Annotated in this window: 13 protein-coding genes; 6 read left to right on the top strand and 7 right to left on the bottom strand. The window is 47.3% G+C overall.

From position 1 onward, the window contains the following. Positions 1-2: 2 nt before the first annotated feature. Positions 3-752 (top strand): AAA family ATPase, encoded by a 750-nt coding sequence (locus UNH61_RS25585; RefSeq protein WP_326994854.1) that lies wholly within the window; start codon positions 3-5, stop codon positions 750-752. Between the two features lie 9 nt (positions 753-761). On the opposite strand, the gene UNH61_RS25580 is transcribed toward UNH61_RS25585, so the two are convergent. From UNH61_RS25580 to UNH61_RS25560, 5 genes are all read right to left on the bottom strand, one after another. Continuing rightward, positions 762-2,270: a glycoside hydrolase 43 family protein gene (locus UNH61_RS25580; RefSeq protein ID WP_326994853.1), complete on the bottom strand. Its 1,509-nt coding sequence runs from the start codon at positions 2,268-2,270 to the stop codon at positions 762-764. Positions 2,271-2,453: 183 nt separating this feature from the next. Continuing rightward, complete coding sequence (locus tag UNH61_RS25575; protein WP_326994852.1) at positions 2,454-4,031, bottom strand: RagB/SusD family nutrient uptake outer membrane protein; 1,578 nt, start codon at positions 4,029-4,031, stop codon at positions 2,454-2,456. Positions 4,032-4,049: 18 nt separating this feature from the next. Then, a complete protein-coding gene (locus UNH61_RS25570) occupies positions 4,050-7,379 on the bottom strand; it encodes a TonB-dependent receptor (RefSeq protein WP_326994851.1) in 3,330 nt (1,109 codons plus the stop codon). 277 nt (positions 7,380-7,656) lie between these two features. Next, a complete protein-coding gene (locus UNH61_RS25565) occupies positions 7,657-8,862 on the bottom strand; it encodes a FecR domain-containing protein (protein ID WP_326994850.1) in 1,206 nt (401 codons plus the stop codon). A 119-nt stretch (positions 8,863-8,981) separates the two neighbouring features. Next, complete coding sequence (locus UNH61_RS25560) at positions 8,982-9,545, bottom strand: sigma-70 family RNA polymerase sigma factor (protein WP_326994849.1); 564 nt, start codon at positions 9,543-9,545, stop codon at positions 8,982-8,984. Between the two features lie 266 nt (positions 9,546-9,811). Here UNH61_RS25560 and UNH61_RS25555 point away from each other — a divergent pair, with 266 nt between their 5' ends. The 5 genes from UNH61_RS25555 (at position 9,812) to UNH61_RS25535 (ending at position 19,040) form a co-directional block, all read left to right on the top strand. Next, a complete protein-coding gene (locus tag UNH61_RS25555; RefSeq protein ID WP_326994848.1) occupies positions 9,812-12,022 on the top strand; it encodes a peptidase domain-containing ABC transporter in 2,211 nt (736 codons plus the stop codon). A gap of 24 nt (positions 12,023-12,046) precedes the next feature. Next, positions 12,047-14,701 carry a lantibiotic dehydratase gene (locus tag UNH61_RS25550; protein WP_326994846.1) on the top strand — a complete coding sequence of 885 codons (2,655 nt, stop codon included), beginning with the start codon at positions 12,047-12,049 and terminating at the stop codon, positions 14,699-14,701. A gap of 3 nt (positions 14,702-14,704) precedes the next feature. Beyond that, positions 14,705-15,568, top strand: a complete 864-nt coding sequence (locus UNH61_RS25545) for a thiopeptide-type bacteriocin biosynthesis protein (RefSeq protein WP_326994845.1) — start codon at positions 14,705-14,707, stop codon at positions 15,566-15,568. After that, positions 15,543-17,447 carry a lanthionine synthetase LanC family protein gene (locus UNH61_RS25540; RefSeq protein WP_326994844.1) on the top strand — a complete coding sequence of 635 codons (1,905 nt, stop codon included), beginning with the start codon at positions 15,543-15,545 and terminating at the stop codon, positions 17,445-17,447. Before UNH61_RS25545 ends, UNH61_RS25540 begins: the two co-directional genes overlap by 26 nt. Before the next feature lie 408 nt (positions 17,448-17,855). Further along, positions 17,856-19,040, top strand: a complete 1,185-nt coding sequence (locus UNH61_RS25535; protein WP_326994843.1) for a peptide-N-glycosidase F-related protein — start codon at positions 17,856-17,858, stop codon at positions 19,038-19,040. Between the two features lie 78 nt (positions 19,041-19,118). Here the strand turns inward: UNH61_RS25535 and UNH61_RS25530 are convergent, their stop codons facing one another. Together UNH61_RS25530 and UNH61_RS25525 are read right to left on the bottom strand one after the other, a co-directional pair. Continuing rightward, complete coding sequence (locus UNH61_RS25530; RefSeq protein WP_326994842.1) at positions 19,119-19,304, bottom strand: pinensin family lanthipeptide; 186 nt, start codon at positions 19,302-19,304, stop codon at positions 19,119-19,121. A 232-nt stretch (positions 19,305-19,536) separates the two neighbouring features. Beyond that, complete coding sequence (locus tag UNH61_RS25525) at positions 19,537-21,636, bottom strand: TonB-dependent siderophore receptor (RefSeq protein ID WP_326994841.1); 2,100 nt, start codon at positions 21,634-21,636, stop codon at positions 19,537-19,539. Position 21,637: the final 1 nt, after the last annotated feature.

Here is a 21,637-nt window from a genome sequence, read left to right as displayed (position 1 = left end):
CAATGCTCCAGAAGAAAGGGTTGATAGAAATATCGCTGAAAAAAGACAAGGTACCATCGGCGCATGCTTACCCGTTTAGCGTTCCAGCGCTCCGGAATTTCAGCTCGCTGAAATTTCATCCCAAGGTAACTTACCTGTCGGGAGAAAATGGGATGGGAAAGTCGACATTGATAGAAGCGATTGCGGTTGCCTGTGGATTTAATCCTGAAGGAGGATCGAAGAATTTCAGTTTCACCACCCGTGGGTCTCACTCGGTATTGCATGAGTACCTGACGGTGGCCCGTGGCCCGGTGAAGCCGAAAGACGGATACTTCCTGAGAAGCGAGAGCTTTTTTAATGTGGCTACCAATATTGAAAAGCTGGATGCAGAAGGTATGGGGCGACGCGTGATAGACAGTTATGGCGGAGTATCATTGCACGAGCAATCTCACGGCGAATCGTTCTGGGCGCTATTTATGAACCGGTTTAACGGCAACGGTTTGTATATACTGGATGAGCCGGAAGCAGCGCTTTCACCAGCCCGCCAGATGGCGATGCTCACCCGGATGCATGAGCTGATCGGTAAAGATTCTCAATTCATTATCGCCACACATTCTCCGATAATAATGGCTTATCCGGATGCCACCATCTATGAACTGACAGAAAGCGGCATCCGGAAAACCAGTTATACCGAAACAGAGAACTACAAAGTATCACAGCAGTTCCTCAATAACTATAAGAATATGCTGAAGATTCTGCTGGGGAATGAATAGCCGGGATACCTATCGTCTGAACCAGTTGATGTCTGCATAACCACCATCACGGCCTGTATGTGTATTGAAATGGAACAACGCAAACCGGTTGGCCGTCCAATCCAGTCCCAGTGCCATTTTCAGCTGATTGCCCAGGGGATGAAAGATCTTGCCATCGGTGCTGTATGCAAATGTGGCGATAAATCCTTCTTCCTTTACACAGGCTTTGAACCAGATCTTACTACCTTTAAAAGGGGTAGCAGTGATGGTGCTATCATTGTTCACCATGATAATTTTCCGGGCATTCCCTGTTTGCTGAATGGCCAGGTAGGCATATGGAAACTGGAATACTCCCAATCCCGCTACATCTCCATCTTTCATTCCGCTTATATCTATTTCAGCGACACCTTCCGAATAAGGCCCTTCTACGCGCTGTGTGAGCGTATTGCGCGCATTGCGCAGTTTATCTGCATAACCGGCTTTCAGCCGGAGATAACCAGGCCGTTCTGTAAGCGACCACCTGTTGTTATCAGGATTATGGTTCCATTGCCATTGCAAGCCCAGCACAGGACTGTTGAATTCATCTGAGCTGGCAGGTACGGTAATAGGCATATCGCCTGCCACCGGCTTTTTAAACGTGATTACACCTTTCCCGTTTTCTCCTATCATCGGCCATCCATCTACCCAGGTAACCGGTTCCAGATTGGGCACGCGTCCTATCGGACCACGATCCTGCATGATGATGAACCACCAGGAGCCATCCTTTAATTGCACCATACCTCCCTGATGCAGGCCGTTGCCAGGATAGGTATGATCGTCGTTGATCACTACCCTGGCTTCGTACGGACCGTAAACGCTATCGGACCGCAGGCAGACCTCCCTGCCCCGGGTGCCGCCGGTTGATCCCAGGATATAGTATTTATTGTTGATCTTATACATGTGCGAGCCCTCCAGATATGGGAACGACTTATTCTCATAAATCTCCTTCTGCGGAATTTTTACGGACAGGGCATCGCTGTTCAGCGCCGTAATGAACAACCGCTGTTGCCCGTGTACAACGTAAATTTCACCATCGTCATCGAAGAACAAACCGGGATCATAGAGATATTCTTTAAAGATGGTCCGCGTCCACGGGCCTGCTATGGTTTTGGCCGTACACATCGAAAAATGTCCTTTCCGTCCTTCCATGTCAGGAGTGCAGAAACCCACATAAAAGGTGCTGTCGTGGTAACGGATCGTTGCAGCCCAGGAACCATTGAGATACATGTCTCCCCCCTTCATATCATATCGGGGATCCTCCTTATACTCCGGCACAGCATAGCCCGCCATTTCCCAGTTTACCAGGTCCTTTGAAACCGCAATCGGACAACCGGGTACATAATGCATACTGGTTGAAATGAAATAGAACTTATCATCTACCCTGATAACATCAGGATCCGGCCAGTCGCCCCACATCAGCGGATTGGTAAAATAGCCGTTGCCATTATCCGGAGTCCGGCTTTTAGGGGGGTGCTTGTTTGTCTGACCTGCAACAGTCATACTGGCTAACAGTAAAACTGGTAATAGGAAAGATTGCTTTATAGTGGTATAATTCATCCGATAGCTGTGATTGATCATGAAGATGTATAAACAGAAATTGTTCACTTAATATATGCTGAAAAAATAAGTCCCGCTGAAGTTAAAAAACTCGCGGGACTTATACCGGCAGTTAGCTGCCAGTTTCTAGTATCCTGGATTCTGCGACAGGCTCTTATCGAGGTCTCTTTCCTTCTGAGGAACAGGCCACAGATAATCTCTGCCGGCGTTGAATGTTCTGGTTTCCACTTTCACATGGTCGCCGGTAAGTGTCAGTTTTCCGGTAGCAGCATCAACAGTACCGAGGCGGGTACCGTATACCACGCCTGCTCTTACTGCAGGGCCGATCTGCCAGCGTTGTACGTCGAACCAGCGGAGTCCTTCCAGTGCCAGTTCTACACGGCGTTCGCGACGGATCAGGGTGCGGAGTTTATCCTGTGAGTTGTAAACGGTTCTGTCTACCGCAGGCATACCGGCACGCTGCCGGATCGCATCCAGCGCATCGTATACGGTGTTATCTATTATTCCGGTTTCAACCTGGGCTTCTGCATAAGAAAGCAGCACTTCCGCGTAGCGGATAACGATCATGTTCAAACCTGTATTCCACATATCCGGATAATCGGAAAGAAATGCTGTGAATTTCTTCTCAATATAACCGGTAGGAGAGTTGTTATTATTGTTGTAATAATCCGGGCTTTTACCATCAATGGAGTTATAATATCTGCCTCCATACATCTGGCCGGGATAAACGACCGTAGCCGTCAGGCGGGGATCCCTGTTTTTGTAAGGATCATCCGGATTGTATCCTGATGCCGGATCATCGATGGTTTTACCGTTGGTCATCTCGTAGGCATCCACGAGCGACTGGGTAGGGCTGAGTGAAGCCCAGCCACCATAGCCGGATGAAGGCATGATACCGATATCTCCGTTAGGTACATCGTTGGCTTTGTATTGTACATCCAGGATTACTTCACTGTTGTTTTTATTGGTGATGCGGAACAGGTCTGTATAATTGGCGAAGAGCTGGTAACCCAGTGACATAATTGTTTTACAATCTGCAATACAATCGGCATATTTCTTATCATACAATTCTATCCTGGCTTTTAAGGCAAGTGCCGCACCTTTGGTGATACGGCCAACATCGTTACCGCTGTATTTTACCGGCAGATCGGCCTGGATGGCAGTCAGTTCGTCGACAACGAACTTCCGTACATCCGCCGCCGGATTCCGGCTAAGCACCTGTGCTTCAGCAGTAGTAAGGGATTTGGTAACCAGCGGTACATCGCCATATAACTGCGACATAATGAAATACTGATATGCTCTCAGGAAGCGGGCCTCACCTTTGTAACGTTTTTTCAGCTGATCATCCATTGGTACCTTATCGATGTTTTCCAGGAACCAGTTACATTTCTGAACGGTTTTATAATCCCATCTGTTAAGAACGTTGGGGTCTGCGGGTGAAGCGCTACCATTACCGAGGTGCTGGAGGTTATCCCAGTACCACTGGCTGTAACTGTTATCGCTCACGGCATCCATATACAGGATGTTATAGTCATTCTCCCATCCCGCATAAACACCATTCAATGCTGCACTGGCATCGCTTTGTGACGACCAGAGCGAGCCGTTACTGTAAGTGTCTGTAGGTGTTTTATCCAGGAAATCTTTCTGACAGGCGGTTCCCAGAAGGGAAGCGACGAGTAGTGTATATAATATTTTCTTTTCCATGATGTAATAGCTTATCGTTTAAAAAGTAACATTCACACCCAGCGTGTTAACCTTAACCTGAGGGTAGTAGTAAATACTGCTGCTAATAGACGCTTCCGGATCAATCCATTTGTAGAGGTGATCGAATGTGAGAATATTCTGACCACTATAATAGAAGCGCACTTTTTTCAGACCGATTCTGCTGATCAGTTTTTCCGGTAATGAGTATCCAACCTGCAGATTTTTCAGGCGCAGATAAGAACCATCTTTCACCCAGAAGGAAGAAGGGGTGCCGGAAGGATCGTGTTGGTTATTGCTATACCAGATGCGCGGTAAAGCAGCATTTGGATTTTCAGGTGTCCAGGTGTTCAGTAGTGCGGAAGTAGGCTTACCTACAGAACCTCCTACGGCGCCTAATTTACCGGCATCGATATATGTTTTTACACCGGTAGCTCCCTGGAAGAAAGCACTTAAGTCGAAGTTCTTCCAGCTGGCGCTGAGGTTGAGACCGAAGGTAACTTTAGGGAAGTAGCTACCCAGGTATTGTTTGTCGGCAGCAGTAATGGTATCATTACCGTCGATATCCTTGTATTTCAGATCACCAGGAGCGATGTTAGATCCCTGGTAGGGCGCTTTGGCAATCTCGTCTTTTGTTTTGAAAATACCATCTGCGACATAGCCGTACAGGGAATTAATCGGATATCCTTCCTGCAGAACTGTATATCCGGTAATGATAGGACCGGTTCCGTGCAGATCTGTTACTTTTGAGGTGATGATGGCTGTATTGAAGTTGGCGCTGTAAGAAAAATCACCTTTGGTATCACTATACCCGAGCGCAAACTCCCATCCTTTGTTCACTGAAGCCCCCGCATTTTGCACAGGTGCATTTAAGCCATAGGTGGCAGAAGCAGGAACAGTGATCAAGATGCCAGAGGTTTTTTTATAGAAATAATCAGCGGTCAGGTTAAGTTTTCCATTCAGGAAGCCTGCATCGATACCTACGCCTGTTTCTGTAGTACTTTCCCATTGCAATTTTGCGTTAGCGCCATTTACAGGAGCTAATCCGGAAGCAATTATCGGACTGGTGCCGCCAAATACATAGTTCTGTCCGGGAGTTATGTTTGGAATGGTGGGATAATACGGGAATGTTGGGAATTTAGTAGCATCGTATGTTTTAACATACTGATTCCCCAATTGCCCCCATGATGCACGTAATTTCAGATTGGAAACGTATTGTTTCGCATCAGCAAAGAAATTCTCCCTGTCGATATTCCAACCTGCGGAGAAGGATGGGAATGCCCCCCATCTGTTTCCTGCCGCGAACCGGCTGGCGCCATCGTACCTGAGATTGGCTTCGAACAGGTATTTACCATCATAATCATAGTTAATACGTCCAAAGACAGACTGCAGGGCCATTTCATAGGTGTAACCGCTGGTAGTTTGTCCATCTGTATAACCCAGGTTTACATCAGTCAGCAGGTTGTTAAGGAACCCTTTACGGTAGCCATTGTCGAAAGTTCCTTTGGTTTGTTCCTGTGAATATCCTCCCAGGATTTTAAAGTTATGCCTGTTGAAAGATTTGGTATAATCCAGCAGCAACTGAGGTGTCAGCGTATTGGCGAATATGTTCTCATCAGTAATGGAAGAGGGCCCCTGGTAGAAAGACGGGGTTCCGTCGGCTGCATAATATTGCTGATCGGCCCTGAATTTCTTGTTATGATTGATCTTCATGATATAGGCAAGCGAAGGTTTGATATGAAGATCTTTGATGATTTCCCAGTCGATGCCTACGTTACCAACGAGATCGTAATATGCATATTGATTAAGACTTGCTCCTTCCAGCCATGCCATTGGGTTCCCGTCGCCTGTTGCGCCATAGTAACCATTGGCATATTTATAAGGTACCGTTGGAGAGATGCGGTTTATCTGGCGTACCAGCTGGTCAAAATCGCCGGTATAAGGATTGCTGGGCTCTCTCTTACCGGTTGATGTAAACCCGATGTTGGCATTCACGTGGATATTGCTTCTTACTTCGGTAGTAAGGTTCAAACGGGCAGTATAACGTTTGGCATTGGTTTTCTTTACCAGGCCATTTTCATCGAATAATCCCAGTGAGAGGTTATACTGTGTTTTTTCATTACCTCCGGATAATCCGAGGTAATGGTTTTGCTGTATGCCGCTTCCTTTATAGAATAAACCCAGCCAGTCGGTGTTTGGGTAGTTGAATGGATCTGATCCATCCTTGAATTTTTGTATTTCAGCATCAGTATAGCGGGCAGTCTTTCCTTCGTTAATCCTGGCCTGGTTGTACAGGGAGGCTGCCTGCCAGGAAGGGAGGAACTCAGGTAATCCGGTAGCTTTTTGTTTACCTACATACGCATTATAAGTTACCTGTACACCGCCCTTTTTCCCTTGTTTAGTAGTTACCAGGATGACGCCATTAGCAGCGCGGGATCCATAGATAGAAGCAGACGCTGCATCTTTCAGGACAGACATGGAGGCCACATCGTCCGGGTTGATATTATTCAGGTTGTCGACCGTAGTAATCACGCCGTCTATTACTATAACCGGATCAGCGTTGTTGAGCGTACCAATACCCCGGATGCGGATTTTGGCGGCATCAGAACCAGGCTGGCCGCTCACGGCCGCGGTAACGGTTACACCAGGCATGGTACCCTGCAGGGCATTACCCAGGCTGGTAGCGGGCCTGTTGGTCAGTTCCTTCGAACCAATGCTGGATACAGCTCCTGTCAGGTTCGCTTTTTTCTGTGTACCATAACCTACTACTACCAGTTGCTTCAGCGAGCTAACGTCTGCTTTCAGCTTAACATTGATCCGGGCCTGACCGGAAACTTTTATTTCAACGGTTTCGTAACCGAGGCTGGTAATCATCAGGGTGGCATTTTCATCCACATTATTCAGCTGAAAGTTACCATCCGGACCAGTGATGGCGCCTTTCTGGGTACCTTTGATCACTACCGAAGCCCCCGGAATAGCCGCACCACTCTCGTCAGTTACCTTACCACTAATACTGACAGGAGGAGGTACATCTGCTGCTTTTGCTGCTTCCGGCTTATCGTTCTTCGTGATGAAAATGGTGTTGCCCTGGATGTCAAAGCTCAACCCCTGATCACGTAATATCGTTTCCATAGCGGTTTTTAGGGAGGTGTTCCGGAAATCCACCGATAGTGAATGCCCGTTTTTAACGTCTTCTTTGTCATAAAAGAAAACATAACCTGTCTGCGCCTTGATGACATTCAGTACTTTATTCAGGCTGACAGATTTCGCAGCATAAGTCACGGTTTGGGCGTTGCTTTTCGCACTTACCTGAACCGCCATAACAAGTAGAATGATAGAGGTTAGTTTCATAACTAACAGGATTTTGGCGGGCACCCTTAGTAGTTTCCAATATTTAAGGGTACCGGAATTACAAATAGCCTTTTGTTGCATACTTTTGCAATGTTTGGTTGAATTGTTAAAGAATGTTTACGGACATGTTTTTCCTGATTAAACCGAATGGAAGCCGGGGAAGGACGCCAATCTTTGACCCCGGTTTTTCGTTTTAATAACAAGCAAGTTGGACTGCCGGCGTTTACCCAGCCGGACCTTTTTTACTCATTGTTCATTTATTTTTCAGTGTTCATAACTATGGCTGGATTACAATCCTGTTGCCACTTTCGATTCTGTATTTTATTCTCGTTTTAGACAGGCCTTTCAGTACCTGTGTAAGTGTTAGACTTCTTCCTATTTCCCCTGTGAAAACGCGCTGAGGAATGGCGCCTTCATATTTTACTTCTATGTTATACCAACGCGATAGCTGGCGCATGACGGTTTGAATATCTGCATTGTCGAAGGAGAAATATCCTTCCTTCCAGGCTACGCTCTCGGAGATGTTGACGTTGTCAACTACCTGTATGGCGGTACCCGGAGCAATTCTTGCCTGCTGCCCCGGGGCGAGTAAGCGTTCGTGGCCGCCGGCGGCTACTCTTACTGCTCCCTCCAGCAGCGTGGTTTTGACTGAGCTTTCATCTTCATACGCATTGATATTGAAATGTGTACCCAATACCTCCACGTGTATATTATTTACTTTTACGCGGAATGGGGTGTTGGCATCCGGTGCCACTTCGAAGTAACTTTCTCCTGTTACACTTACCTGCCTTGTGCCACCGCTAAATGAGGTGGGGTAGGTGATAGAAGATCCGGCATTCAGCCAAACCAATGTTCCGTCGGATAATGTTAGCTTATACTGTCCGCCCAGCGGGGTTTTCAGTGTGTTTAATGTCGCGGCGGCGGAGGGTTTACCAGTATTGTTATATAACAGTTGCCCATTGGCCGATTTGGTGATCCGGGTATTGCCCTGTTGCGCCAGCGTTCCATTGCCGGCACTGTCCAGTGAAATCTCCGATCCGTCGCCCAGTATGAGCATTGCCTTGTTCCCGCCTGGTTTTACATCAGCGTTCGCCGGAGTCGTTGCTACGACGGCAGGTGCAACCCGGTTGGCATGCCGCGGCTTCAGTAGCCAGATTCCTGTTGTTACAATCAATATCACGCTGGCTGCCGCTATGCTCCATTTCCACGGTTTAATCCGGTATACCGGTTTTTCCATGAATATCGGGTCTGCTTCGCGTTGCCGCATCCTGTCCGAGTCCAGTATTTCCCTTACTGCTGCCTGCCAGTAAACCCTGTCGTACCCTTCAGCAGATTCCCCGGAGTGAAAGGCGTTGATCTGGTCAATAACTTCCCCTGCCTGATCTCCATTGATCATAGCAAGCAACTCCTCGTACTCCTCCTGGCTGGCACGTAGTTCATGAGCTTGTGTTAACAGGTATTTCAGTCTTTCAGTATCTGGCAATTCCGTGGTTTTACGCGTTTTAGATTCAGTGATTGGCTGGCATAGCCCGGCTGAAAAGCAGGCCGCCTATAGGTACGTATCGCCAGTTGGCAAATGGTACCTATTCGTCAAAAAAAAAGTTAAAAATTTAAAACGGTAGCCCCCAATAATAGTATCACGGGAAGCACAATGCCATGCCTGGTCAGATATTCCCGGATGGCCTTCAGCGAGCGTACGAGAGAGTTTTTTACGGTTTGGGGCGATAAATCGAGATTAGCGGCAATCTCCGGGATCTTTAATCCGGTTTCCCGGCTAAGCAGGTAAATCTTCTTGGCCTGCGGAGGTAGCTGCCTGATCGCGTTTTTTATTAAAAGGGTCGTTTCAGAAAAAGAAACACTTTCTTCAGTAAGATTGGAATAGCCAGTGGAAAGTACTTCGGGGCCAGCTTTGCTCCTTACCCCCTGACGTTGTAACCAGGTGTAACAGCGGTGGTAAACGATCTTAAAGATCCAGTTGTGCGGCAACTCAACTTCAGGAAGTTTTTCCCGCCCCAGCCAGATCCCCAGGAATATCTCCTGGATAATATCTTTCTCCGGTCCTTCTGCTTTAATAATGCGCGAAATGACCGGCTGTATCTGTGGAACATATAAATGAAACAATTCCTCAAATGCGGATTCATCCCCCACTGCAATCTGATTAAACAAATCAATTAAATATCCTGAGTTATTCTGCATTATCTTCTGAATCCTATGCGCCGTATATCAAATATTGTATTATTATTTTTCCCGTTAATATTTTACTGCCAGATGCCCTTATAAATATAGGGCGCCGGTAAAAACCGATGGCTGTAAAATACAACAAAATCAGGATAAGTAAGCGAATTAGCCCGTCTTCCTTCCTTCCCACCTCCCCAATAGCCTGACAGAAAAAATTGTTGGCAATTCAAAATAGAAATTATAAAATTGCAACAATGTTTCAAAAATATTTCACGCATACACGCTTTCCTTTCTACAAACAGTCTGATGCCATGGACTGTGGCCCTACCTGCCTGAAGATGATTGCTGCCAGCCACGGCAGGGATTTTCCGTTACAATATCTCCGTAATATCAGCAAACTCACGAGGCAGGGTGTCACCTTTGCTGATCTGATTGCCACAGCGGAAACGCTGGGGCTCAGGACCCTGTCGGCCGAGCTGCCGGCAACAGTGCTGATAGAAAAAGCCCCGTTGCCCTGTATTCTGCACTGGGAGAAACAGCATTTTGTGGTACTCGTCGGCATCAATGGGAAATATGCCGATGTTGCCGATCCGGCGCTGAATAAGCCGGTCAGGCTGCCGCTGAAAGACTTTGTGGCGGCATGGGAGCTGGAGCCCGGATCAGGAACAGGCAGGGCACTTTTCCTGGAGCCAACGGCCACGTTCTTTGAGCAGGCCGATGTACCGGATAATGACACTTCGCTGTGGTCACTATTCCCTCACGTGAAACAACACCGCCATGCATTACCCGCTGCTGTTACTACACTGCTGCTGGCCAGTGCCTGTTCGCTGCTGACGCCCGTGCTTACCCAGAAGATCGTGGATAATGCTATTGCCGGAAGAAGCATCCCACTGGTATTGCTGATGTGTGCAGGCTTACTGACGTTGTTCCTGGGCCGTATGGTGATGGACTTTGTACGCGCCAGATTACTTTATAAAGCAGGAGCACGCATTAGCATAGGCATGCTGAAAACATTCCTGCATAAGCTGATGAGGTTGCCTATGGGCTTCTTCGACAACCGCCATGCCGGTGATAACATGCAACGGGTGACAGACAACCAGCGGATAGAGGATTTCCTTACCTCATCGCTGGTGGGCTTTGTATTATCGATATTGACCATACTGGTACTGGGCGCAGCTTTATTGTACTATAACGCCTGGATATTTTTGCTGTTCCTGGCCGGCGCTATTGCCAGTATCCTCTGGGCAAATTCTTTCCGCGACAAACGCCATACGCTCGACCAGAAGCGGTTTAAAATACTGGCTGCCAATCAGCATTTGCTGCTGGAGATATTTTCCGCGATGCAGGAAATAAAGCTCACCGGCAGCGAACAAATAAAGAGCGCACAATGGGAATCGCTGCAGGAACGATCCATTGACGTGAAGCTGGAAAGTTTGCGAATGGACCAATTGATGCAGGGAACCGGCTCGCTGATTAACGAAGTGAAAAATGTATTGATTACCGGTGTTGCCGCCACGCTGGTGATAAACGGAAATATTACGCTCGGCGTTATGCTGGCGATTACCTTCATCTGCGGCCAGCTGAATGCCCCGGTGCTGCAACTGGCGGATTTTATACGCGTTTCCCAGAATGCGCGGTTTAGTTTGCAACGAATGGCTGAAGTGCAAAATGAAGCGGATGAAGACCCACCCATGGAAAGACTGCCACTGTTGCCTGCCATGGCCGGACAGGATATCCGGCTGGAAAATATAAGTTTTCAATATGGGCATCGCCATTCCCCGATGGTACTCAAAGACGTGGCGCTGGTGATTCCCGCAGGGAAGATCACCGCCATAGTAGGAATGAGCGGCAGTGGTAAAACAACCCTGCTGAAATTGTTGCTGCGCTTTTATGCACCGGTATCCGGGCGGATCATGATTGGTAACACTTCCCTGCAGGATCTGCCAGCCAGCGCATGGCGGCAGCACTGTGGTGTTGTTATGCAAGATGGATATATTTTTATGGATACCATCGCCAATAACATCTTCGCGGGAGATGCAGAAAAAAACTATAGCCGACTCTATGAAGCCGCCCGTATGGCCTGTATCCACGATTTTTTTCTCTCCATGCCATTCGGCTATGAAACGGTAGTAGGAAAAGATGGCTATGGCCTGAGCGAAGGACAAACACAGCGGCTGCTCATCGCCCGGCTTATTTATCGTAATCCATCTGTTATTCTGCTGGATGAAGCAACTAATTCACTGGATGCCCACAACGAAAGAGCAATCATAGATAACCTGAATGAATTTTTTCCCGGTAAGACGGTGATTATTGTAGCACACCGGCTCAGTACTGTTAAGCATGCCGATCAGATCGTTGTAATGGATCACGGCCGTGTTGCAGAATGTGGCACGCATCACGAGCTCACCGCCGCCAGTGGCGCTTATTATCATCTTATTAAGAACCAGCTGGAGTTGGGTAAATAAGATCACCCTGTTAAACTAAGAAGTATGGACTTGAAGGTTTTCCCATATGTATTTACCCGGTATGCCGCCATGCATCACCGCGAATTTGATGCTATCCGTTTGCCCGGCGTTGCCCGGCAACTTTATCTCCGGCAAATGTTGCAACAGGCGATTGCTGCCAGTAAAGATGCGCTGTGTGAGCGGCTTTATGATGTCATCTCTCAGGAAGAAGATGATCAGGCCCGGCGGATACTAATCAAACTGAAGCGGGATGTATTCAATGATAAATATCCTTCCAATATCAGGCTAACGGATGAGACAACCGCCCGGTTGTTGCAACATCATATCAGTTTGATCAACAGGCTCAACTTCCTGATAGCCTCCTGGGAAGACTATTTTACACGCAAACAAAATGTTCACCGTCAACAACTACAGCAATGGTGTAGCCTCGAAACACTTCGCAACGGACTGCTGCTTTCGAGTTCAGTGCTGTACGAACAGTTGCCTGCTTTTACAGCCCAACACCCGGCTGCTTTCAGGCATAAAGAATTAAAAAATGAGCACAGCCTGCTGCGTTACCTGTCGCGCATGGCATTTAAGACATCGCCGTTCAGTACGTTTACCCATACCGGTATTACCCTGGTTGCAAAAACCGTAGATACGTATCAGTTAGTAACGCCATCGCACATACGAACCAGTGTACGGCTGAATAATTCCCTGTTTGTTCACCTGGAATCACTTATGCTGAAGCATCCTGGCCTGAACGAGCTGCTGCAGATAAGCCTGAACCCTACTACAACGCTCCATGAAAAACGCATTTCCTTCCTTGTGAATTGTTTTAACATCGAATCGTTCCAGCTGATGGATGCCGGCAGTATAACGGCATGGCTATACGAATTTTTACAGGGGCAGCCTTCACCTGTTCCATTACATGAATTGATCAGCCAATTGCATCCGATGGTAGAAGGTACCAACAGATCTGCGGTGAAGGCTTATCTGTTGAAACTGATCGATGCCGGATTTCTTGAAGCCGGAACGGGTTGTTCGGGCATTCATCCTGACTGGGATACCGATTTGCTGCAGCTGCTGATACCATATAGGGAGGCCGGGCCGGCGGTACTATCACTGATCGGACTGCTCCAACATTTACATGAGGTAAGATCCGTTTATGTAGCGGCTGAACCCTCCAAAAGATATCAGCTGTTGCAGGATGCAGCAGTGAAACTAAATGAAACATTGTTAACGCTGGGGAAGGAAGCTGGTATCCAGGATGCGCCCATGCAATCGGAAGAGCAGGCGCAACAGGTGATCGCAAAACTAAAAGCATCCGGTGCTTTTGAAGCAAGGCATTTCGTTCACCGGGTGTTTTCGCCTGCCGGTATTTTTTATGAAGATACCAGTACTGCTGAGGTACCTGATTTGCCGGAATCCGTTGTACAGCCCATTGTTGTTGCAGCAGACAGGCTGGTGAACGTACTCTTGCCGCTCGACACCATGCAGTTGGAACGAACGCGCATGCGGCAGTTTTTTTTAAAACATTATCAGCCTGCGAATGAAGTAGCAATTACTGCATTCTATCATCATTATTATCTGAAAGAAAAAAAACGCCTGAAAGAACAACCGGGAAGCAGCCAGGATCAGGTGACATACATGATACCTGCCGATAAACTGGATATCCATTGCTCTGATCTTCATCATGTTTCGGTGAGTATAAAAGATCATCCATCTCCAGCGGCGAAGCACAGTTATTCACTGGGGATGTTTGTACAGCTTTTTACCATGCAGGAACAGGGAACAACCGTTACCTGCGGGGTGTTAAATAGCCTGCTGCCGGGGATGGGAAAAGTGGCCGGCCGTTTTCTGGATTTATTTGATCCTGCTGCTACGCAATTATTCAATGAATGGAACGCGAAGCTGCATCTCTCACATATGCTGATGGAGTTAAGCGACGGCTCCAGCTTCAATGCTAACACACATCCGCCTTTGCTCAGCTATGAAGTTTGTATGCCCGGCGGGCATAACAATTTTCCACCGCACAAACAGATAGCGCTGAAAGACGTTGTGGTAAAGTATGATGCAGCGGCCGGAACACTCTACCTGGAGCATCTGCCGGGCAAACGCCGCATTTATGCATATGACCTCTGCCTGGAATCGTTTTACCTGCGGTCGGATTTCTACCAGCTCCTGGCTCACTTCAACCCGGAGCCACATGTTTCCATAAAATCGTTTGTGAATGCTATTGACAAACAACATGAGGCTGGCTTTGATCAGAGAAACGGACCGGTAATCATAAAGCCACGGATTACCTGCGACGAGCGGCTGGTGCTGCGGCGTATGGGCTGGCTGGTAACCGTCGGCGATATGCCCATACAGCAACCCGGGGAAAGTGATGCAGCATGGTTCCTGCGGTTGCAGTACTGGCGCAGGGAGCATGGGATCCCGGAACATATCTATCTCTTTGTACGCACCCATTACAAAACAATGCCGGAGGAGAAAAGTACGACATTGCAACGCGACGACTATAAGCCACAGTATATCCATTTCGAAAGTCCACTGATGGCTGGGGTGCTGAAAAAGCTGCTTTCCCGGGCAGGAAAGCAGGTGTATATGGAAGAAATGCTTCCTCATATAACCCATCTGCAGCACGCAGGGGATAACAGGCCGGTGACAGAGCATTTGCTGCATTGGTATAAATGCTGATGTATGAAGAAGACATGGTTGTCGGCCTATATTTTTTACCACGGTTCACCCGAGCAGTTGCTTCGCGAATGGATAGCTCCTTTTTTGCAGCAGAGCAGTAGCCTGCTGGATACCATCTCGCCTTATTTTTTTATAAGATATGGAGAAGGCGGACCACATATTCGGTTGCGGATGCTGGCTGATGTTGAGCAGCATAGGGAAATACATGCCAGGCTGGAATCGGCCGGTAGTGATTTTTTTATTCAACATCCTGCGGGTAACGCGCAGGAGCCGATACGCTATATACCCTATGTTCCGGAAACAGAAAGATATGGTAACCAGCAAACCATTATGCTGGCAGAAGAGCAGTTCTTTTTGTCGTCGCAATGCGTACTGCAGCAGCTCTGCGAACAAACAGAATGGGGATATACCCGGGCTTTTATGCAGGCTGTTTATATGCACGTATGTCTGTTCCATGCTTTGCAGGAAGATAGGGCCACTGTCGAGCATATCTGCGAACAATTCATCCGCCGGTGGTTACCGCGGATGCAAAGTGGAAATGATATCAATACAATGTTTAAGCATATGGAAAACATGTACCGTCAGTATGCATTGATACTGGAGCCCGGTATAGCAGCGCTTTGGGTGGCGCTAACGTCGGGAATGGCGGAGCGGCAGCTACAATTATTTGCAGCTGGCCAGCAGCGTGTGTTTCAGAAATACCGGCTTGCCGCATTGACGTCTGATGAAATGCAGGGAGTAATAGGCAGCATGCTTCACATGACCCATAACCGGCTTGGTATTCCTAACCCGGAAGAATCTTACCTGGTATGCTTTACACTGAAATGTATGCAACATATTTATGAACACAGACAACGCACGCATTGAAACAACCGTATTCGGTATTGCTGAAACGCTGATGCAGCAGGCGAAAGAGGATGTACATGGCCCATATTGGGTTACTCCGCTGGAAGACGCCGACGGTATGCCTCAGGAGAGTACAGATCTCTTCAACGGAAATGCCGGCATTATTCTTTTGCTGCTGGAGATACATCAATATAAACCGGCAGCTGATATACTTACGTTTGCGTTGCGCGCGGCATCACGGCTCCTGAAGCATGCCGACGTGCAACAGCCTGTTTTTTATCCGTTTTATACTGGAGCTACCTCTGTATTGTGGCTGTGTATGCGCTTACATGAGGCGACGGGGGAGGAGTGGTATTTGCAACATGCGCTGGAGCTGACCCGCAGCTACGAAAGCGGTATTCTCGAAAGCGTGATACAACACGATCTGCTGAGTGGCCATGCAGGTAATCTGTTGCTGTTGTCTCACTTATACGTATACACGAAAAATGAATACTATTTGTCGCTTGTGAAACGTTTATCCGACCAAATCATAGACAATGCGCGTATTGCTCCGCAGGGTTTGAAATGGGATCCCGTTAAACATGCGTGTGATAGTCTTACCTGTTTTTCCCATGGAAGCGCTGGTATTGGGTTCGCACTCATGCAGGTGGGGCGCTGTTTTCATAGCGAAGGCCTGATCTGGCTGGGGGAAGAAGCATTGCGATATGAAATGTTGTACCATGATGCCCGGAGGAATAACTGGATGGATTTGCGGGTGGGAGTACAACGAATGCAGCGGTTGAAAGAGCAATATGGCTGGCAGCTGATGGATTGGCCATTGCCATGTTTCTACTCAACGATGAGCAATGTAAATGCCTGGGCACATGGAGCTGCGGGATCAGGTATTTCACGTTTGTATGCATACCGTGCTACCGGTAATGTATCTTACCTGCAGCATGTATGGCAGGCTGTTGACCGATGCAGGGCCGACCTGAACAGTGCGGAAAGCATGGATTACACACTGTGCAGTGGCCGGGGTGGAATAGCTATGTTTTTTTTGGAAGCAGCATTTGCTTTGGAAATTCCTGAATTGCAAACAGCCGCACAACAAACTGCCCTGGCCGGCATACGCTATAACGAAAAACATGGCACCTATAACAGCCGTATTACCACCAGTTATCCCGATTACGGATTGCTCTCCGGGCTGGCGGGGGTGGGGTACTTTATGCTGCGGACTATTAGCCAGCCGGCAGATGTATCTATATTGTGCCCTTCTCTATCTTATGAGGGAGGAGTACCTGCTATGCAGTCGTATACGATTGTCGACGTAAAAAGAAGAATCTTTAACCGCTACTACCCTCATACATTACCAGCCCTGATGCAGCGCGGCGCAGTTACGGAGACTGATATACTCCGGGCGGCGGATATCATCTCCCTGCAACAACAATTAGAACAACAACTAGACCCCGCAATCAGCGGGGAAACGAGCCACTTCAGCAATGAAAAGCAGGTCGTATCACTTTGGATGCAGCATAAAGGCTGGTTGTACCACCAGGTGCGCAGAGAGCTGATGCATGAAGCAATGGAAGCATTCCTGGCTGCCGGTAACGATCAACAGCAATATGCATTTATAACCAGCACGCATGTACGATTATGTGATTATCCTGTTCATACACTCTGGTATAGCCATGAAACGGGTATCAGTAGTCAGCCGGTGGGAAAACTCACAGCGCTGATACTCCTGCTGCCGGAGCAGCCATATACCCTGAATGAATTAGCCGCACATCTTCTCAGGAAGCACTTCCCGGATCAATCAGCAGCTGATATCTTTCCTCTTGTAGCGGCCCAGGTAAAGGAATTACTGAAAAGCGGATGGGTTACTATCGTGCGAAAGGAGGCTCCGGATATATGGAACAACTGATATCTTAGTTTATCTGGCCTGGTAAAAAAGCATTGATAATTGTGAAATAACTATCTGGCTTCATTTCTTATTTTAATTATCTTCATAACAGAACCTGCCATGAGCATTAATAGATGAGAGCAATCCGATTAACGTTAACCGTTAGCCCAATCCGTGCACGTTCTGAATGCAATAAGCAAAGCAAACTTTAACAACAACGAGAGAGCGCATTTTCATTACATTAAACTGATGTTTCCATGAGTATGATTATTGATAAGTCATGCCCTGTTTTTAACTACAGATAAGTATCCAATATCTATGGTTATTGGCAGCTTGTAGCTGCAGGTACGGTAATGCCTCTTACCGTGAAGGAAATGCTTTTGCATAGTAGGTAAGTGAATATTTATCACTCCATAAAAACCCGTTTGTATGATCCAGAACATCAAAGCGCCGTTTATCCGGCAAATTCAGGCTGCAACTATAGCCTTGTTTGTACTTAGCTCTTGTAGTAAAAATCAAACCAGCAACGAACCTGTAGTAAAAGGTAAAGACAAGCCCCAGACAGAGCTAGCAGGTACCATTAGTTTGTTAAATGGCGCCAGATTCTATGGGGTTTATTCATCCGGTAGCAGCACCGGCCAATGGACCTCCTGTACTGATCCAAATGTTGCGCCTGTTGGTGCTGCTGTTAAACTCAATGGTTTTACGTATTTACGAAAACTAACAGCTACAGAGAAAACACAAATTGGCTCCACAGTTACGCTGAATTTAAAACTGTATGCGCAATATGATGGATGGGACAGAACCTTTGAAGTAGCGGTGCTCAATACACCTTTAAATACATCGAAAGACAGCCTGCCTTCGCTGCTGGATCAGCGGGCAAAGGTTGGATGGATCATGACGCCGTATTTCCTGAAATCACAAACGCCTAATACTATTAACTATAACAGTTACGATCTCAGTGCGCTCGCTCAGCAATTAAGACGCACAGACCAGGACACCTGGGTATATGTTACGATAGGAGCCAACGTTGATTATGGCGAACCAACCGCTGCAGGCTTAAGTTTCTGCGATAACATTGGTTTCCAGCTGGATGCTTCATTAGTGACTTCCGGAAGTACTGCTGATAATCCCACACAATTTGCAAGAAGTGTGATCAACGCTTCCAACACTACCAATGGTATATTCACAGCAACGGTGACACTTCCTAAAGCTGTAACCAATGGGATGCTGACTATTTTTACTACCGGCCACGGTAACGAAGAAGGCAGGTCACGTATCAATGTAGTGTCAGTTGACAATGTACAGAAGACAAGTGTAAGCACCCGGATATTTTGCACGCCGGCTTCTTATTACGATGGTATCAATCCCAATGGTGCTAAAGGGCCTTACTCCACCTGGAGGTACCCTGTGAGGAACTGGTGCCAGGGTGGTGCTCTTAGCCCTATTATGGTAAACGTTGGAAATCTTTCTGCGGGTGCACACACTTTCAAATTTGATCTGAGCAAACTTGAATACCAGGTGTCAGGCATAAGCCCTGTTTTGTCGAACTCTGTACAGCCAATAAGCGGCAGCGTGAATTACGCCGCTTATCTGACTGGCACTTCTAATTAAGCAGTGAGCAATTGTTGTAAAAGAAGAGGGTGCCTCCCATTTTGGAAGACACCCTTTCTTTCACATGGCTTACTGTTATCAGCAAATTGCTGTAGTGCAGAAATGATGCTCATCATCTGTACGCTGTGTATGCGTAGGATGTGACTGACCGGCCAGACCACCTGCCAGGCGCATGTTCATCTCACTGTCGATACTGGTAACAAAACTTTCGATCTTCAGATCGTCGAGACTCAGTTTGATTTTGTCTGAATTGTTCTCTTTCATAAAATAGTATTTAAAAAATGATCGCCTACAGTTGAATAGGGCTTCGGCTTTCCCCGGATTGCAATCCTTATAAAAATACAAAAATGAAACAATGTTGCAAAAAAATAATGCAGTTTTTTTGAGAGAAAAAGCAATCTGTAATCTGGCATAGACAAAGGTTTTCCGTGTCTGTTAATAGTTAACAAAGCATGTGAACAAATGCAGTATGTAGCCTTTCTCTAATTTATCATTGCTATAGTTTTATCCCCAGGAATATTTTGAAATTTGCCGGAGCGCCATCTACATAATAGGTGGTTTTTACATCCGGAAAGATGGAACCAACAAGAATATCGCCACTGGTAAAGTATTGCTTGTTCGTAATATTATCTGCTACTACCCGTATATACCATTTTCCCGCATCGTATGCTGCTCCTGCGTCAAACTTCGTATAACCGGGAAGGTAAGTGCCTGGAGTATAGGTACCAGGTTTAACGACTGTAGTTTCACCGGCGCTCAGCCTGATCCTTCCTGTTTCGCTTACCGGGATGCTGTATTGTACCCAGGCATTTATCAGTTGCTGTGGCATGAATGGTAACGCCGTGCCTTCATTTTCTTTTTTAGTATCCTTACTGATTACGGCATGGGTGTATGCATAATTAACGGATACGGATATACGATTACTTACCTGCCCGATTACATCTGCCTCTATGCCGGTACTGGTGGCCTGCCCAACCTGTCGCCTGTAACGGCTATGCTCCATGTCCGATACCAACAGGTTATTTTTGATGATCCGGTAAACAGTTACGTTGGTAGAAAGACGCCTGTTCCACCATTCTCCCTTGGCACCTATTTCAATATCATTACCTTTCAGCGGCTTGAAATTATTCTTGTAAAAGTCTTGCCCGTTCTGAGGAATAAAAGACTGGTCATATAAGGCATATATGGAGATGTTATCGCGCAGCAGCCATGTAATGCCCAGGCGTGGGGAAAAAGCATTCTGTTGATCCTTGCCGGTGCGTGTATTGATCGTATACCGGCCGCCGGCGTTTAGGCGCCACCGTGGGCCCAGATGTATCATGTCGTATGCAAAAACGGACCACCAGTTATTTTCGTCCCTGGAGGCGGGGTATTCGTCCAGCACTCTGGCACTGTCTGTATTCAGTCCATACCGGGGATGACGGCGGTCGAAGAAAAAGCTATAGCGGCCGGTGGCGTAACTGTAAACGTCTTTGGCGTAATTATAATCTACCCCTGTGAGCAGATAGTGCGTCAATTGCTTACCGGTATTGAATATCCCCTTTACATATGCCTGAGCTGCCACTACTTCTCCTTTGGAGTAGCTTCTCACCGGTTGCCGCCGGGTGGTATCTCCTGCATTAAAATTTACGGGAGATTGATTGTCGGATAACAGGTACCAGCTATCTACAGGAGTGGAAGTATATTTTGATTGTAACACCAGTTTCCACCGATCGTTAAAGGAATGATTGAATAACAGCCGTATCGACTGGGTTTCTCCGTATGATAATGGCAATCCGGGATCTCCGCCATAGTTGTCCCGTACGCGTGCAGTTCGTATTTCCTCATCTGTGCCTACTTTGGTGACGCCGCTCCCGCCATCGGAGGTCATGCGAATGAGATTATATTCGGTAAGTATCATGCTCCGCGGACTGAAGTTGTATTGTACCACAGGTGCGATTACATACTTCCTTGTTTGCTGAAAGTCGAGGAAAGATCCGCCAGTCTGGTATGCAGCGTTCAGCCGGTAAGAGAACCCTTTGGATTTTATGGCACTGCCCAGATCTGCTGCACCGCGCCATAAGTTAAAGCTGCCACCGGCTATTTCTATATTGCGAATACGCGCAGCCGGTACTTTGGTATTCAGATTCATCGCGCCGCCCGGCTCCCCTGCGGAAGCGAGGAAGCCAGCCGGCCCTTTGATAAATTCTACACTTTCGATAATTGCAGCATCATCGATTGTAGTACGCTGAAGTAACCCGTTTACGTAGGTGGGTGCCGGAAAGCCCCGCATGAAAACAAGATTGGAAGCGTCGAACAGAGATGAATTATAGCCCATGTGAACGCCAGCAGCGTTCCTGACAATATCCTTCATCACCAGCCCGCCCTGTTGCTGTATCAGCTCCTGGCTAACACCGGTAATGTTTTGCGGCATTTCCAGTGATCGGGCTGTTATTCTCAGTGTGGGAGAAATACTGTCTGCTTTGAGTTTCTTTTTCTTCTCCTGTATTTCTATTTCCCGGAGATGCGCTTTACGAAGGCTGTCCGCCTGGTGTTGCGCCATACTCGCCACAGACAGGGTATTTAATAAGATGAGTATAAGGAAACTTTTCTTCATA

Source organism: Chitinophaga sp. 180180018-3 (assembly GCF_037893185.1).
GTDB lineage: Bacteria > Bacteroidota > Bacteroidia > Chitinophagales > Chitinophagaceae > Chitinophaga.
The sequence above is the reverse complement of the archived record's forward strand: the minus strand, read 5'-3'. Positions and strand labels throughout refer to the sequence as shown.

Bases quoted from the DNA above. Each gene is read 5' to 3' on its own strand.
- UNH61_RS25585 (WP_326994854.1), top strand. From the start codon at position 3: ATGCTCCAGAAGAAAGGGTTGATAGAAATATCGCTGAAAAAAGACAAG.
- UNH61_RS25580 (WP_326994853.1), bottom strand. From the start codon at position 2,270: ATGACTGTTGCAGGTCAGACAAACAAGCACCCCCCTAAAAGCCGGACT.
- UNH61_RS25575 (WP_326994852.1), bottom strand. From the start codon at position 4,031: ATGGAAAAGAAAATATTATATACACTACTCGTCGCTTCCCTTCTGGGA.
- UNH61_RS25570 (WP_326994851.1), bottom strand. From the start codon at position 7,379: ATGAAACTAACCTCTATCATTCTACTTGTTATGGCGGTTCAGGTAAGT.
- UNH61_RS25555 (WP_326994848.1), top strand. From the start codon at position 9,812: ATGTTTCAAAAATATTTCACGCATACACGCTTTCCTTTCTACAAACAG.
- UNH61_RS25550 (WP_326994846.1), top strand. From the start codon at position 12,047: ATGGACTTGAAGGTTTTCCCATATGTATTTACCCGGTATGCCGCCATG.
- UNH61_RS25545 (WP_326994845.1), top strand. From the start codon at position 14,705: ATGAAGAAGACATGGTTGTCGGCCTATATTTTTTACCACGGTTCACCC.
- UNH61_RS25540 (WP_326994844.1), top strand. From the start codon at position 15,543: ATGAACACAGACAACGCACGCATTGAAACAACCGTATTCGGTATTGCT.
- UNH61_RS25535 (WP_326994843.1), top strand. From the start codon at position 17,856: ATGATCCAGAACATCAAAGCGCCGTTTATCCGGCAAATTCAGGCTGCA.
- UNH61_RS25530 (WP_326994842.1), bottom strand. From the start codon at position 19,304: ATGAAAGAGAACAATTCAGACAAAATCAAACTGAGTCTCGACGATCTG.
- UNH61_RS25525 (WP_326994841.1), bottom strand. From the start codon at position 21,636: ATGAAGAAAAGTTTCCTTATACTCATCTTATTAAATACCCTGTCTGTG.